This is a genomic window from Olivibacter sp. EAT-5, assembly GCF_044784325.1.
Taxonomy (GTDB): domain Bacteria; phylum Bacteroidota; class Bacteroidia; order Sphingobacteriales; family Sphingobacteriaceae; genus Olivibacter; species Olivibacter oleidegradans.
Genome location: NZ_CP173028.1, coordinates 1,016,085 through 1,030,671, shown reverse-complemented (window position 1 = coordinate 1,030,671; position 14,587 = coordinate 1,016,085). Strand labels below are relative to the sequence as shown.

11 protein-coding genes are annotated in these 14,587 nt (G+C 46.0%); 6 read left to right on the top strand and 5 right to left on the bottom strand.

Going from position 1 to position 14,587, the window contains the following annotated elements:
• Positions 1-9: 9 nt before the first annotated feature.
• The 5 genes from ACH11B_RS04150 to ACH11B_RS04130 are packed head-to-tail and all read left to right on the top strand — an operon-like array spanning position 10 to position 6,855.
• Entirely contained in the window at positions 10-1,110 is a 1,101-nt protein-coding gene (locus ACH11B_RS04150) for a hypothetical protein (RefSeq protein ID WP_165446923.1), read from the top strand.
• A 44-nt stretch (positions 1,111-1,154) separates the two neighbouring features.
• Entirely contained in the window at positions 1,155-2,378 is a 1,224-nt protein-coding gene (locus tag ACH11B_RS04145) for an MFS transporter (protein WP_130855041.1), read from the top strand.
• Entirely contained in the window at positions 2,359-4,452 is a 2,094-nt protein-coding gene (locus tag ACH11B_RS04140) for a GDSL-type esterase/lipase family protein (RefSeq protein WP_377611728.1), read from the top strand. The genes ACH11B_RS04145 and ACH11B_RS04140 overlap by 20 nt, the downstream gene beginning before the upstream one ends.
• A 1-nt stretch (position 4,453) precedes the next feature.
• Positions 4,454-5,644, top strand: a complete 1,191-nt coding sequence (locus ACH11B_RS04135) for an AGE family epimerase/isomerase (protein ID WP_377611726.1) — start codon at positions 4,454-4,456, stop codon at positions 5,642-5,644.
• 11 nt (positions 5,645-5,655) lie between these two features.
• Positions 5,656-6,855 (top strand): exo-alpha-sialidase, encoded by a 1,200-nt coding sequence (locus tag ACH11B_RS04130; RefSeq protein WP_130855044.1) that lies wholly within the window; start codon positions 5,656-5,658, stop codon positions 6,853-6,855.
• Between the two features lie 35 nt (positions 6,856-6,890).
• Here ACH11B_RS04130 and ACH11B_RS04125 read toward each other — a convergent pair whose 3' ends face one another.
• Together ACH11B_RS04125 and ACH11B_RS04120 are read right to left on the bottom strand one after the other, a co-directional pair.
• Positions 6,891-8,063: an ATP-binding protein gene (locus ACH11B_RS04125; protein ID WP_377611724.1), complete on the bottom strand. Its 1,173-nt coding sequence runs from the start codon at positions 8,061-8,063 to the stop codon at positions 6,891-6,893.
• A 173-nt stretch (positions 8,064-8,236) separates the two neighbouring features.
• Positions 8,237-10,618 carry an ABC transporter permease gene (locus ACH11B_RS04120; RefSeq protein WP_377611722.1) on the bottom strand — a complete coding sequence of 794 codons (2,382 nt, stop codon included), beginning with the start codon at positions 10,616-10,618 and terminating at the stop codon, positions 8,237-8,239.
• Positions 10,619-10,942: 324 nt separating this feature from the next.
• Between ACH11B_RS04120 and ACH11B_RS04115 the strand changes: the two genes are divergently transcribed.
• Positions 10,943-11,926: a nucleoside hydrolase gene (locus tag ACH11B_RS04115; RefSeq protein WP_377611720.1), complete on the top strand. Its 984-nt coding sequence runs from the start codon at positions 10,943-10,945 to the stop codon at positions 11,924-11,926.
• On the opposite strand, the gene ACH11B_RS04110 is transcribed toward ACH11B_RS04115, so the two are convergent.
• The 3 genes from ACH11B_RS04110 to ACH11B_RS04100 form a co-directional block, all read right to left on the bottom strand.
• Positions 11,927-12,613, bottom strand: coding sequence for a hypothetical protein (locus ACH11B_RS04110; RefSeq protein ID WP_130855048.1), 687 nt, complete (start codon positions 12,611-12,613; stop codon positions 11,927-11,929).
• Between the two features lie 150 nt (positions 12,614-12,763).
• A complete protein-coding gene (locus tag ACH11B_RS04105; RefSeq protein WP_289554389.1) occupies positions 12,764-13,186 on the bottom strand; it encodes a RidA family protein in 423 nt (140 codons plus the stop codon).
• 24 nt (positions 13,187-13,210) lie between these two features.
• Positions 13,211-14,587, bottom strand: coding sequence for a M20/M25/M40 family metallo-hydrolase (locus ACH11B_RS04100; protein WP_289554388.1), 1,377 nt, complete (start codon positions 14,585-14,587; stop codon positions 13,211-13,213).

The following is a 14,587-nucleotide window of genomic DNA, read 5'->3' as shown; positions in this document are numbered from 1 at the left end:
CTTATATTCATGACAATAGCCATATCGGTGAAGGGCCGGCATGAACAAAGGCAGCTTGATTGGTCGGTAGCCTTTTCAATACCTGGCGCAGCTAAGGGGACGGTACATCCAGGTTTGGCCGGCCCCATTGTGGGGGTGTGCGATTCGTTGCTTTTAATTGGAGGAGGTGCAAATTTTCCGGACAAACTGCCTTGGGAGGGGGGTGTAAAGGCCTATCACCGGCAGGTTTATGTTTATAAAAAGACAAAGAACGCGGAAGAGTTGATGGATCAGGTTGAACTGCCGGTTGATCTCGCTTATGGTGCGAGTTGGAGCACGGCGGATGGGATGGTAATTGCCGGAGGAGAAAATCGGGAAGGATTGAGCGATCAAACGCTCTTGCTGCAATACCGGAAGAAGGGCAAACACCTTCAAGTAAAAAACCTGCTACCGCTGCCGTTTCGGTTAAGCAATGCAGCGATGACGTCTGTGGGCGATATCCTTTATTTGGCCGGTGGCGAGCTGGAGAAGGGCGTTTCTGATCAGTTGCTTGCCTTGGATATGCGGCAACCGGAGAAAGGATGGATAAGGCAAGTGAATCTGCCCTACCCTGTTTCCCACGCTTATTTGTTTAGTCTGGGTGATGCTATCTATTTAATTGGGGGCAGAAAAAGGAATGAAGGGACACTGAGTGATTTTTATCAGGGTGTTTGGCAATATCAAATCAAATCAAAAAAATGGATTGCTAAAGCGTCTTTACCAGAAGCTTTATCGGCAGGTACAGGGCTCGCAATGGGCGAAGATGAAATTTGGATATTCAGCGGCGATCAGGGCGCTACGTTTAAAAAGGTGGAAAGATTGCTGAGCGAAATTGCAGTGGAAGAAGATAGTGAAAAGAAGCGGGCATTGATCGACGAAAAGAATAACATACAGATCGCACATCCGGGTTTCGGGCGGAAAGTTTGGGCATACAATAGCTTAACTGATACTTGGCGGGTTAAAGAGGATCTTCCGATAAATGCACCGGTTACAACCACCGCAGTATGGTGGGGAGGGCAGGTATATATACCGAGCGGGGAGGTGAAAGCCGGCATTCGAACGCCGCTGGTGTTAAAGGGAAAGTTAAAATGATAAACGATCAATGGATAGACAAAACCAATGATAAACACCGCGCAATGAACCGAAAAAAATATTATCCTTGGTTAGTAGTAGCCTTGCTGTGGGTAGTGGCTTTATTGAATTACCTCGATCGGCAAATGCTGGCCACGATGAAACCCGCCATGCAGGTTGACATCACGGAACTGAAACTGGCTACGAATTTTGGCCATCTCATGGCGGTCTTTTTATGGATTTATGGTATGATGAGTCCCCTTGCGGGTATGATAGCCGACAAAACGAATCGTAAATGGTTGATCGTTGGTAGCTTGTTTGTTTGGTCGGGTGTCACATTTGGTATGGGCTATGCAAGCACTTATCATCAGCTTTATGTTTTAAGGGCTATTATGGGGGTTAGTGAAGCTTTGTATATTCCTGCCGGTCTTTCGCTTATCGCCGATTATCATCAAAAGCGGACCCGCTCTTTGGCCGTAGGCTTACATATGACAGGGCTTTATTTCGGGCAGGCACTGGGAGGTTTCGGGGCTACAATTGCCAGCAATACCTCCTGGCAGGCTACTTTTCATACCTTTGGTTACATCGGTATGGCTTATGCGCTGGTGCTGGTATGGCTATTGAAAGAATATAGACCCACGGCAACGACGCCACCTAGCGTTACAAGAACACCTTTCAGTGGGCTGTCGGTTTTGTTGCGGAACGGCTCCTTCTGGATGATCTTACTGTATTTTGCCATTCCCAGTTTGCCGGGTTGGGCTACGAAGAATTGGCTTCCTACCTTGTTTTCGAATAATCTGAATATCCCAATGGCAGCGGCCGGGCCTTTATCGACGATTACAATTGCCGGGTCGTCTTTTGTGGGGGTCATTTTTGGTGGGATGCTATCGGATGCCTGGGTGAATAAGCATATAAAAGGACGGATTTATTGCAGTGCGATCGGACTGGGTTTAACGGTACCTGCGCTGCTACTTTTGGGCTTCGGAAACAGCTTGCTGTTTGTGCTATTGGCAGCGCTGGGTTTTGGCCTGGGCTTCGGTATGTTCGATGCAAACAATATGCCGATCCTTTGTCAGTTCGTCGACACCAAACATCGGGCAACGGCTTACGGCTTAATGAATATGGTGGGGGTATTTTCCGGGGCGTTTATTACGGATCTTCTGGGAAGATTTGTTGATTCAGGCCATCTGGGGCGTGCTTTCGCAGTGCTGGCTTTTATTGTTTTAGCTGTTGTACTCCTGCAATTATCACTACTAAAACCGACCACAAATGATTTTCAAGAAGAATAAGATAAAGCAAGGTGTTTGCTTTTTTATGATCTGCTGCTTGTATGTGTTTAAAAGCGGCGCTACCGAGGTGATGAAGGTAGCTTGTATGGGTAATTCGGTTACTTATGGATATGGTTTGCAGGACCCTTCTGTACAATCGTATCCGGCACAATTACAGCAGTTACTGGGATCGAAATATCAGGTCGGTAATTTTGGCCATAGTGGGGCAACCTTATTAAAAAACGGACATAATCCTTATTTCAAGACGCAGGAATTTTTGGATGCATTGGCTTTTAAGCCGGATGTCGCCATCGTCCATCTCGGCTTGAATGATACGGATCCGCGTAATTGGCCCCATTACCGGGATCAGTTTGAGCGGGATTATCATTGGCTGCTTGATACCTTACAGGAGGTAAATCCAAAGGTAAAGCTTTATGTGTGCGTGTTAACGCCCATTTTTAGCGGTCATCCCCGCTTTAAATCGGGTACTTTTGAGTGGTATAAGCAAATTCAGAAACTGCTGCCCCTTATTGCCAAAACACATCAGGCTCAATTGATCAACCTAAAGGAACCTTTGCATAGCCGACCCGATTTGTTTCCGGATAACCTGCATCCGAATGAAGAGGGTGCTGAAATTATTGCCAAAACGGTCTTTAAAAAAATAACGGGAAATTACGGTGGTTTACAACTGCCAAGGGTATTTGCCGATCATATGGTGCTGCAGCGCGAAAGGCCTATTCATATTTATGGAATAGCGAATGCCGGGCAGCGCGTGGAAGTCCGTTTGGGCGAGGAGCAAGGCATGGCAGAAGCCGACGAGAACGGGTGTTGGACCGTATCATTGCGCGCAAGGGAAGCGGGAGGGCCTTATCAGCTGCTTGTGCGGAGTGAAAATCGAAATATCGTGCTAAGGGACATTTTAGTGGGTGATGTATGGTTGTGTAGCGGGCAATCGAATATGGCTTTTCCGCTGCGGGCTGCCCAAGGGGGAGCGATGCTTGCACAGCAGGCAGACAGCAGCATGAATTTACGCTTGTATCAGCTTCAAGGGGCCACGCCCACGAGTGATAAGGCCTGGTCTAAAGAAGATCTCAGGAAGACGAACGCATTGCAGTATTTTAACGGCATATGGAAGCGGGTGAACGCGGTAGATGCCGCGAGCTTCTCGGCCATTGGCTATGTCTTCGGTAACAGATTGCAACAGGAAACGGGCGTACCGATTGGCTTGATACAGCTTGCGGTAGGTGGCTCGGGGATCGAGTCGTGGATAGATCGCTGCAGCCTGGAGAATGATCCGCTGCTGGTGGATATGCTCAATAACTGGCGGAAATCTGATTTTATTATGGACTGGAATCGCGGGAGGGCTGATGTGAATTTAAAGTTTGCAACAAATCCCGGGCAAAGGCACCCTTACGAACCGGCCTATAATTTTGAAGCAGGTGTGGCGCTATTAAAGGATTTTACGATCAAAGGGGTTATTTGGTACCAGGGTGAAAGCAATGTGCATAATCCGGAGCTTTATACGAAACTTTTCAAGACCTTCATTCAGGGTTGGCGTCGGCTTTTTAATCAGGATAGCCTGCCTTTTTATTATGTGCAACTTACTAGTATAGGTCGGCCGGCATGGCCATATTTTAGGGATGTACAAAGGCGTCTTCAGCAGGAGATTCCGAATACGTGGATGGCTATCAGTGCTGATGTTGGTGATTCATTGAATGTACATCCGACCAACAAGATTCCGGTTGGCGAACGTTTGGCCAATTTGGCATTGGCGCATAGTTATGGTCGGGATATCTTGGCGGATGCACCTGAAGTAAAGGAAATGAACCGAGGAGGAGCGGTTTTGAATCTATATTTTACCACCGACTTGAAAACGGCTGACGGTAAGCCGGTAAAGGGCTTTGAATGGATTGACACGAAAGGAAATGTGCTACCCACAGCGGTGGAGATACAGCATAATATAATACGGATCGAAGTACCTAAAGGTGTTTTTCCAAAGGCACTCCGTTATGCCTGGCAGCCTTTCACACGCGCGAATCTGGTTAGCGAGCAGGGGGTGCCGGTATCGACATTTAGCATGGATATAACTGAATAACATGATGTACACGATAGAAGAGCTAAAGGCATTGAAACAGTTTTATAAGAACCAACTGTTGCATGATACCGTTCCATTTTGGTTTCCGCGGTCTTATGATGAAGAAAATGGTGGTTTTCTGTTGATGCGCGATCAGGACGGTAGTTTAATTGATGATGACAAGGCGGTTTGGATTCAGGGACGGGCTACGTGGTTACTGGCGACACTTTACAATACAATAGAAAAGCGAGAAGAATGGTTGAAAGGCGCAAAGCTTGGATATGACTTCTTGATGAAGCATTGCTTTGATCAGGATGGACGGATGTTCTTCCATGTGACCCGATCGGGCGAACCGATTCGGAAACGCCGTTATTTTTTCTCGGAAACTTTTGCGGTGATTGCTTTAGCCGCTTACGCCAAAGCAAGCGGGAGTAAGGAGGCTGCTGATTACGCCCGCACGCTGTTCGGTAGCTGTTTGCGCTATGCTTCCGGTGAGCTTCAATTGCCGGCCAAGTTTATGAATACGCGACCTTCGAAGGGTATCGGCGTACCGATGATTATGATGAATACGGCGCAGCAGTTACGGGGAATTATCGGTGATGAACGTTGCGACCAAGCGATCAGTAATTGGATCAGTGAAATTGAATCGGATTTTGTGAAAGATGATATCCGATGTGTGATGGAGCAGGTGACACCTGATGGTCGTATCATTGATCATATAGATGGCCGGACCTTAAATCCGGGGCACGCAATTGAAGGAGCCTGGTTTATATTGCATGAGGCGAAACACCGGAATAATGATCCGGCATTGATTCAGCTGGGATGTAGGATGCTTGATTATATGTGGGAAAGGGGATGGGATAAAGAACAGGGTGGTATTTTATATTTCAGCGATGTATATGGTAAACCGGTACAGGAGTATTGGCAGGATATGAAATTCTGGTGGCCACAAAATGAGGCCATCATTGCTACTTTGCTTGCTTACTTGATGACGGGGAACGAAAAGTATGCGCAATGGCACCGCATGATCCATGAATATGCGTATGGACATTTTCATGATCGGGTGCATGGCGAATGGTTTGGTTATCTTCATCGGGATGGCCGCCTTGCGCAGACGGCCAAAGGAAATTTGTTTAAGGGGCCCTTTCATCTACCTCGGCAAGAGTGGTACTGCTATTTACTGCTGGATGAATATTTACGTAAAACAAGATAAAATAAGAGAATATGATCAAGAAATCGATGGTGGTAGCCTGGTGTATGCTGTTATTGCAGCAGATGAGCTTTGCAAAGGAAAAGATTGAGGGATTGCGGGAAGATACTACTGCTGAAAAGGCAGTTTTTGTTTCTGGAAGGGAAGGATATCAAAGCTATCGGATTCCCGCCATTATTAAACTTAAAAATGGCGATTTACTCGCGTTTTGCGAGGGTAGGGTGGCTCATGCGGGTGACTTTGGGGATATCGACATTGTGATGAAACGGAGTGCCGATAACGGAAAAACCTGGAACACCTTGCAAAAGGTGGTCGATTACGGCGATTTACAAGCGGGCAATCCGGCGCCAGTAGTGGATTTAACGGATCCTGCTTATCCGCAAGGCCGTATTTTTTTGTTTTATAATACGGGTAATAATCATGAGGGTGAGGTGCGCCGGGGAAAAGGGGTACGTGAGGTATGGTATGTTACTTCCACGGATCACGGACAAACATGGTCTGAACCTGTGAATATTACACTGCAGACGCATCGACCCAATCAACCCGCTTTTAATCCTGCTTACCGTTTTAAGGAGGATTGGCGCAGTTATGCGAATACGCCCGGACATGCGGTGCAGCTCGAGGCCGGGAAGTTTAAGGGAAGGATCTTTATTGCGGCCAACCATTCTGCCGGCATGCCACAAGATGCGTTCAAAGACTACCGGGCACATGGTTATTATACGGATGATCATGGGAAGACGTTTAAACTGGGCGAGAGCGTTTCGTTTGAAGGGGGGAATGAGTCGATGGCGGCTGAGTTGACTGGAGGCAGGCTCTTGATGAACACCCGTAACCAGCAGGGACAGGTGCGAAATAGAATCGTGAGTATCAGTAAGGATGGGGGGGCGACTTGGGACACTACCTTTTATGATAAGCAATTGCCGGATCCGGTTAATCAGGGAAGTGTGCTTTCCTTTTTAGATAAGAGAAATCGGATACTGGCTTTCTGTAATGCGGCAGCTACGCAGAACCGCGACAGCCTGACCTTACGTTTGAGCAAAGATGATGGTCAACATTGGTTTTATAATAAGCGGGTTGCCACGGCCCCTCTTGCTTATAAAGGTGGTTATGCAGCTTATTCTGATCTTGTTCGACTTGGGAAGAGAACCGTTGGTATATTATACGAGAAAGACAACTATAAGTCGATTGTTTTTATTCCGGTTAAATGGAAATAAAGCGGCGCCAAATGAAGATGAACCGATTTAAAAAGTTAAGAGTACAGCTTTCCGATATCTCTCCAGCTTAACACCTTATATTTTGTGCGCTCTTGGTTTTCATTACCACCATAAATTAAGGTTTTATTCACGGGTTGTGGACTTGCTAGCTCAGCGAAATAGTCCATATTGGCGAAAAGCTTTGGTGTAACGGTTTGTGTGGCTTTTACTTCGAAGATCTCAAAACCATTGGCTTTTTTAAGAAGGAAATCAATTTCGTGTTGATTGCTGTCTTGCCAAAAATAGGATTCCTGATGAAGATATTGATGTGCATTCTGCTTGATGAACTCCGCAATAACCATATTTTCAAAGATGTTACCTTTTAAGCGGTTCTCGAGCACTTCTTCTTGATGGCGAATACCCAATAGATGACATAATAAACCGCTGTCATAAAAATATAGCTTGGGACTTTTGATTAGCCGTTTGTTAAAATTTTCGTGATAAGGATTGAGTAAGAAGATGATATAGCTGCTTTCCAGAATAGAAAGCCAAGCTTTAGCTGTGGGTTGGCTAATGTCGCAAGCGTTAGCCAATGCGCTGATATTAAGTAATTGGCCGGCGCGGCTGGCGCAAAGACCAAGAAAAGTGCGGAAGGTTTTTAAATCACGAATATTGATTAAGGTTGTTACATCCTTTTCAATATAGGTTTGGATGTAATTTGCATAAAATATATTCGGGTCGATTTCACGATCGAATATTGCCGGGTAAAAACCCTTGAAACAGGCATCGGTATAGGTCTTGGACAATAACCGTGCGTTTTCCATTTCCTGTATATCAAAAGGTAATAATTTGAACAGCGCTACCCTTCCGGATAGGGTTTGCGTAATACTGTTCAGCAGGTGAAAATTTTGGGAGCCTGATAGGATAAATTGCCCCATTTTACCGGTTTCATCCACCTTTGATTGGATGTAAGAAAAAAGTTCAGGTGTTCGTTGTGCTTCATCTAAAATAACTTTCCCGTCATATTGTTGCAAAAAGCCGTTGGGATCTTCATTTGCAAAAGAACGGATGTCAGGATTTTCTAACGTTATATATTTATAATCTTTGAATAGATGCTTCAATAAAGTTGTTTTTCCTGATTGCCTAGGACCGGTAATTGCTAATACTGGGAACTTTTCCTTTTGGGCCATCAGGATACTTGAAACAGAGCGGTTTATGAATTTTTCCATCTTCTTATTTTTTCAAAAATACGTAGTAATTTTGAAAATACATAAGATTAATTTTGAATTTACATGAACTAAACTTTGAAATTACATAGAATAAATTTTGAATTTGCATAGAAATCAACTATTGTAGTTCTTGCAAAAGTGAAATGTGAAAAATATACTTGCATATAAATCGTCTACTCATTTCGTAAGCTCCTCACCGGATTGGCGGTTGCTGCTTTAATTGCTTGGAAACCCACTGTGAAAAGCGTGATAATGAGTGCCAGTACGGCAGCGGCGATAAACACGAGCCAGCTGATCTCTACCCGATAGTCATAATTGCTAAGCCATTGGCCAAGATAGTACCAAGCCACGGGCACCGCGATGATGCAGGAAATGGTAACCAACAGTACAAACTCTTTTGAAAGCAGGCGCAGTAAATTTGCGACGCTGGCACCTAATACTTTTCGGATGCCGATCTCTTTGGTCCGTTGCTCTGCCACAAAGCTGGCCATGCCGAACAGTCCGAGGCAGGAAATGAAGATGGCAAGTACAGCGAAATAAGAAGATAACTTGCCGATGCGTTCTTCTGTTTTGAATTTGTCGCCAAAAGCTTCATCGACAAATGAATACTCAAAGGGAACATCATCCACGTATTTCTTCCAAATATTTTCAATGGTGCTGATGGATTGACTGGGGTTCTGTTTTGGATTTAACCTTAAGACAATGTTTACCATTGCGTCGTACGTGTCGAGGTGATAAAAGGTTGGCCGCACGGGGAAGAAAGGCGATTCTTGCAAGATGTCCTCAACTACGCCTATAACGGTAAAGCGATCGTCGCCCCGCCGAATCGTTTTTCCTACGGGATCTTCAAGGCCCATAAATCGGGCGGCCGATTCGTTGATGATAAAGGCCGATGAATCGGTAGCCATATCTCGTGAAAAATCCCTCCCCGCTTTTATCTTCCATTGTATGGTTTTGCCAAAGTCGTATGATACGGAGTTATTCGGGAAGTCGGTAGCTAGATCGGGGTCTTTGCCTTCCCACTCAAAGCCGCCATTGCTGTTCCATACACCCGTAACAGGAACGGCTCCGGCCATCTCTTCAATGGCACCGGAATTCTTTAATTCGGTCCGGAATGCCTCGAAATGTTTCCGCAGCTCGTTTTGGAAGGGCAAGTTTACTAAGCCGTTTTTGGTGTAACCAACGGGCCGGGCTTTGGCATGCTGAATTTGTTGGTAGACGATTATGGTGCCAATAATGAGCATGACGGATACCGTGAATTGGATAACGACCAACACCCTGCGGGGAACCGATGCAAAACGGCCGACTTTGAAGGTTCCTTTCAACACTTTCAGCGGCTGGAAGGAGGATAGGTAGAAAGCCGGATAGCTGCCGGCCAGTAGGCCGGTAATAAAAACAAAAACCAAGCTTGCCGTCCAGAATATGGGATTGAGCCAGGGGAGGCCGATTTTCTTGCCCGCGACTTCATTGAAGGCCGGTAAAAATAACACGACCAACAGCAGCGATAAAACAAAAGCAATCAGCACGGTGATATACGACTCGGCGAAGAACCTTCCAATGAGCTGCCAACGATGGGAACCAACAGTTTTGCGGATGCCTACTTCCTTCGCCTGTTTTTCGCTCCGCGCAGTAGCGAGGTTCATAAAATTAATGCAAGCTAATATCAATACAAAGCCGCCAATAAGGCCAAACAGTCGTACATAACGGATACCTCCACCGGTATTTACTCCGTTACGGAACTCATTATATAAATTCCATTTGGACATAGGCTGCAGGAAAACTACCCACTCGGCTTTTTGATCCTCGTCCCTTACATTATCCATTTTCACGTTTTTGATTTTCGAAGAGATGCTTTCCATATCTCCTTTCTCGGTAATCTGCACGAAAGTTTGACTGAAGTTGCTGCTCCAGGGCTGTTCCATTTGGCTGGCCCAGGGGTTTTGGATCAGCCATAAAGACCAGGGTAGGATAACTTTCACATTGGCAAAGGAGCTGTTGCTGGGGAGATCGTCGTATACGCCGGTTACTTTTACTTGTTGGCTGCGATCTAAGGTTATCGTTTTACCCATAGGCTCTTCATCGCCAAATAGGGCTTCTGCAGCCGAGGCTGAGAGCAGAATGGAATGCGGATCGTGCAGGCCCGCCCGGCTTCCTTTCAGCATGTGGAGGCTCAGCATGTCGGGGGCATCTTTTTCGAAGTAGATACCTTCTTGGTTGATACGCTTATCACCGATGGAGAGCAGCGGATTGAAATTCCAGGACGCCTGTACTACATATTTAAAATCACTTCCGTATTTAGCCCGTAATTCCAGGCCCATCAAAGCAGGATTGGCAGTTTGGGTACCTATTTTGCCGTTAAAGTTGGCGTGCTGCATCACCTGCGCGATGCGATCATAATTCTTATGATAGGTATTGAATGTCAGTTCATCATATACCCATAACCCAATCAACATCACGACGGCCATACCCACTGCGAGGCCACCGATGTTAATGGCGCTGTATCCTTTGCTTTTTGCTAAGTTGCGCCAAGCGGTTTTGAGATAATTTTTGATCATCGCGTTTATATTTTGAAACAGCGTATTGGTTTTTTGCCAGTATGCTGCTCAAAATACATCAGCAACTACGCCAAAAGTATAACTTATTGATTATGTTGTTGTTAATTGAAAGTATGCTTGAGTAAGTGTTCGATTTTGAACAGGTGCTGTTCGTATCCGGACGAATCGCTAATGTTGTTAGGTTAGTTGAAAGTATTTGATGAAAATAACGATTATTTTGAGCCCAATATGGATAGAAGCCTATAGGAGGGCGGATAGTGGCGGATTTTTTGTTTCGGTATAAAGATTAAAAGGATTTTTTATACTTTTAAAACAAACAAAATTATGAAAAAGGCCATTTATATGTTCGCCGCATGGGTGGTGCTAAGTAGTATGCAGATGCAAGCACAAGAGCGAACGAGCAAAATTCCAAAACTCATCTTCGATACGGATATGGGGCCGGATTACGATGATGTGGGCGCTATTGCAATCTTACATCATTTGGCGGCGAAGGGCGAGTGCGAAATATTGGCGACCGTTGCCAGTGATAGCCATGCATCGATAGCACCGACTATTGAATTGTTTAATCGGTATTTTAAAAGGCCGAATATCCCGGTTGGGACGGCCATTGCAGGTGCACCGGCAATTGAAGCGGGTAATCACTGGAACGATTCGCTGATCAAGCGCTTTGATCCTTCTTTGCAAGGAAAGCGTTATCCTTCGGCTATTGAAGTATACAGGAAAGTATTGGCCGGTCAGCAGGATCATAGTGTAACGATTGTTACCGTCGGCTTTCTGTCGAACCTGAAAGCGCTGTTGCAATCGAAACCTGATCAGTTTTCGCCACTTAACGGCGCGGAGCTGGTGAAACAAAAGGTAAAAAAGCTGGTTGCCATGGCCGGTGGCTTCCCGCAGGGTGCTGAGTTTAATGTAATGAAAGATGCATCAGCTTCTTATGAGGTTTTTAGACACTGGCCAAGTCCGATATTGTTCAGCGGCTTTGAAATCGGTAAAGAGCTCTTTACCGGCGGTCGTGTAGCGCAGGAAAGCACCGAGGAGAATCCGGTGGCCTGGGCCTATGCTTATAATCTCCGGACCTACACCAAGGAAGGCGAAAAAAGCAGACCCTCTTGGGATCAAACAGCGGTGTTGTGTGCGATACGGAATCCGGAAGACTACTTCTATGTAAATGGTCCGGGGCAGTTTGTGGTTGACGAAAAAGGTAATAATGTTTGGAACCCCAACGGAAAGGCCGAGCATTATTTCCTTTCGCATAAATATCCCTATAATGAAATGGCGAAAAAGATTGAAGATTTGATGATGCCGTAGCTAATAAGGCGCGTAGATACCGGTAACCACAGATAACAGTTTACCTTCTTCAAAATAGAGATGAACACGCTTTTGTTTGCCGTCGGCTTCGCTATGGGCAAAATACCATTGGGGTGATCGAGCCATAGCCGGGTCAAAATCTTTGTTGGTATTTTTGGAGAATAGGGAAATGCGCTGGAATTTACGCGCGTACTGGTTGATACTGCTAAGTGCTAATAATTGCGGATAGACGCGGCTAACTTCCATACCCACGTTAACACGCATGGGCGAAAAATTGTTGTTGGGCCAGCTGTTAAGCTGCTTGCCATCATTAGTATAAATGGACTTGATGCGGTCGTCTTCAAAATAAAGCTGAACGCCGGTGCCGGTGCCCTTTTCTTCATCAAAGAGTAAGGCATTGTATAAGCCGATTTTTCCGGCTATGTCTTCCATTTTATGATAGATGTTGGATACTACTTGCACGTTGGGGGTATGGCTTTGCAAGCGTTGCTGTACGACCTGATAGGCCTCGGTAGCATTGGCGCCAATGGTAAAGCCTTCTACGAGGCCGCTGCTAATGCTGTCTTTAGCGATTTCTCTCCATTGTTGGGGCTCTACAATGATGGGGTTTTCAGTTTCTTCTTTCTCGCAACCGATAACGAATAAGATACCGAGAAACAGGGCGCAGGCTAGGTGTATTTTTTTCATGACCTTGATTTAGGGGTTTATAAAGAAAACGGGAAGAAGATGGAAAGCGCTACAAGTAAGCCGGCGCGAATTGACCTAGGATATCAAACGGAAAGTAATTGAATACTTTCCGGAAGCGTAGGTAGATGGAGTAAAAAGGGTTTATGAAGACTACAACCTTGCCATGGCACTTATTTCAATGTGTGCGTTTCTGGCAAGTTCTTGTACGGCTATACAAGTCCGCACCGGGTAGGGTGCTTTGAAATGAGCAGTATATAGCCGATTGAAGGTGTTGAAGTGAGTCATGCTGCTCAAATAAACCGTTACGCTGAAAATCTTTTCTTTACTGCTGTTGGCCGTGCTTAGCACCTGATCTAAATTGCCAAATAGCTGGAGCACTTCTTGTTCGAATGTTGGCGGGATGCGGCCTGCCGCGTCTAAGCCTAATAGGCCGGATGTATAGACGACTCCTTGCTGCACCACGTAATCGCTATAGGGCTTTAGCACTTCGTCTGTTTTTGTTTGTGCACTTAGTTGCAAGCATATGACGCTGTAACATAGCGCTAAACAGGTTGTTAAGATGTTAGTTTTCATGGAGATAAATCATTTTATTGTTTTTTACAAACCGTACTCGCTTATCAGGAAGGCCATCACGGTCATGGCCACCGCTCCTAAGGTCACTTCCCTGTAATTGAGCTTATCAAGGGTGTCTAATTCGCTATGGTGAATGTCAAACAGCCGATGCGATTCACAATCTAAACTCAGTAATACCCTGGATAAATCTTTCATGGCGACAATGTCTACGCCTCTATGCTTCGGAAGGATACGTCCCATGCCATATTGGGATAAAAGCGAACTATAAGCCGTGATCTGATCCACGGCTTGTGGGTCGCCATCAATACGAAATCCAACCGGTTGAAAGCCGCCGGCGTCAGACTCGATGGATGCAAGGTGTTTCTCCTCATTTTCTCTTGCCGCAGACGCATATTTACTGCCGCCATGGGCACCGGATTCCTCGTTCATATAGAAGATAAAGCGAATGCTTCGTTTGGGTTTGGACGCTAAGGTTTTAAATAAGCGCAGCGCCTCGATGGTCTGTACAATACCCGTGGCATCGTCGCTGGCACCTTCGCCTACATCCCACGAATCAATATGTGCACCGATGGTGATGAATTCATCCGGGAATTCGGCCCCGGTTATTTCGGCAATGACATTGTTCGAAACAATCTCGGGCAAGGTGCTGCAGTGCATCTCTAAAGAGAATCGGAGCGCGGGACGGTCTTTAAGCTTTTGGCTCAGTAGGTCGGCGCTGCGTGTGCCGAGTGCGGCAGCCGGGATTTTGCTGATTCCATTCGCATACTGCATGGCGCCGGTATGTGGATAATCATCCTTGGCAAGTGTTAGTGAACGCACTAAGGCGCCTACAGCCCCTTTTTTGGCAGCTTCAATGGCGCCTATGGAGCGCTGATCAACAGCTTCTAGGTAGGCTTCAAATGGATCTATTTTAGTGGGATCCATAGCGCGGTTGTAGAAAACAAATTTGCCTTTTACTTTATCGGCCGGTAAGGCCGACAATTCCGCCCATGATTTTACCTCCACAACTTCGGCACGCAAGGTGCCCTTGGTGGCCACCGATCCACCAAGGGCGAGTACCTGCATTTGTTGCAAGCTATGACCGGCCGTTTGGATGAAAGCCTTCTCTTTTGGGCCTCTTTTCCATACCGGAATGTTAACGGCTTGTAAATAGACGCTGTCGGGCCTTAATGCTTCCAGCTGCATCTTGATCCAGTGCACGGCTGCTTCTGCCTGTGGTGAGCCGGAAATCCGGTGGCCGATCTGTTTGGTTAAATCGTGCAGATGGGCCGGTATAGGCGCATTTGTTAGCGACTCATTGAAAAAATGTGCAATCGTTGCTTTTTTGTCTTCGTGCGTCGTTTGGGCTGAAAGATTCCTGAAAAGAAGAAAAACAGCGGCAACGCAAATCCAATACTTCAT

Excerpts from the sequence above, each read along its gene's own strand:
- ACH11B_RS04150 (WP_165446923.1), top strand. The coding sequence starts at position 10 with ATGACAATAGCCATATCGGTGAAGGGCCGGCATGAACAAAGGCAGCTT.
- ACH11B_RS04145 (WP_130855041.1), top strand. The coding sequence starts at position 1,155 with ATGAACCGAAAAAAATATTATCCTTGGTTAGTAGTAGCCTTGCTGTGG.
- ACH11B_RS04140 (WP_377611728.1), top strand. The coding sequence starts at position 2,359 with ATGATTTTCAAGAAGAATAAGATAAAGCAAGGTGTTTGCTTTTTTATG.
- ACH11B_RS04135 (WP_377611726.1), top strand. The coding sequence starts at position 4,454 with ATGATGTACACGATAGAAGAGCTAAAGGCATTGAAACAGTTTTATAAG.
- ACH11B_RS04130 (WP_130855044.1), top strand. The coding sequence starts at position 5,656 with ATGATCAAGAAATCGATGGTGGTAGCCTGGTGTATGCTGTTATTGCAG.
- ACH11B_RS04125 (WP_377611724.1), bottom strand. The coding sequence starts at position 8,063 with ATGGAAAAATTCATAAACCGCTCTGTTTCAAGTATCCTGATGGCCCAA.
- ACH11B_RS04120 (WP_377611722.1), bottom strand. The coding sequence starts at position 10,618 with ATGATCAAAAATTATCTCAAAACCGCTTGGCGCAACTTAGCAAAAAGC.
- ACH11B_RS04115 (WP_377611720.1), top strand. The coding sequence starts at position 10,943 with ATGAAAAAGGCCATTTATATGTTCGCCGCATGGGTGGTGCTAAGTAGT.
- ACH11B_RS04110 (WP_130855048.1), bottom strand. The coding sequence starts at position 12,613 with ATGAAAAAAATACACCTAGCCTGCGCCCTGTTTCTCGGTATCTTATTC.
- ACH11B_RS04105 (WP_289554389.1), bottom strand. The coding sequence starts at position 13,186 with ATGAAAACTAACATCTTAACAACCTGTTTAGCGCTATGTTACAGCGTC.
- ACH11B_RS04100 (WP_289554388.1), bottom strand. The coding sequence starts at position 14,587 with ATGAAGTATTGGATTTGCGTTGCCGCTGTTTTTCTTCTTTTCAGGAAT.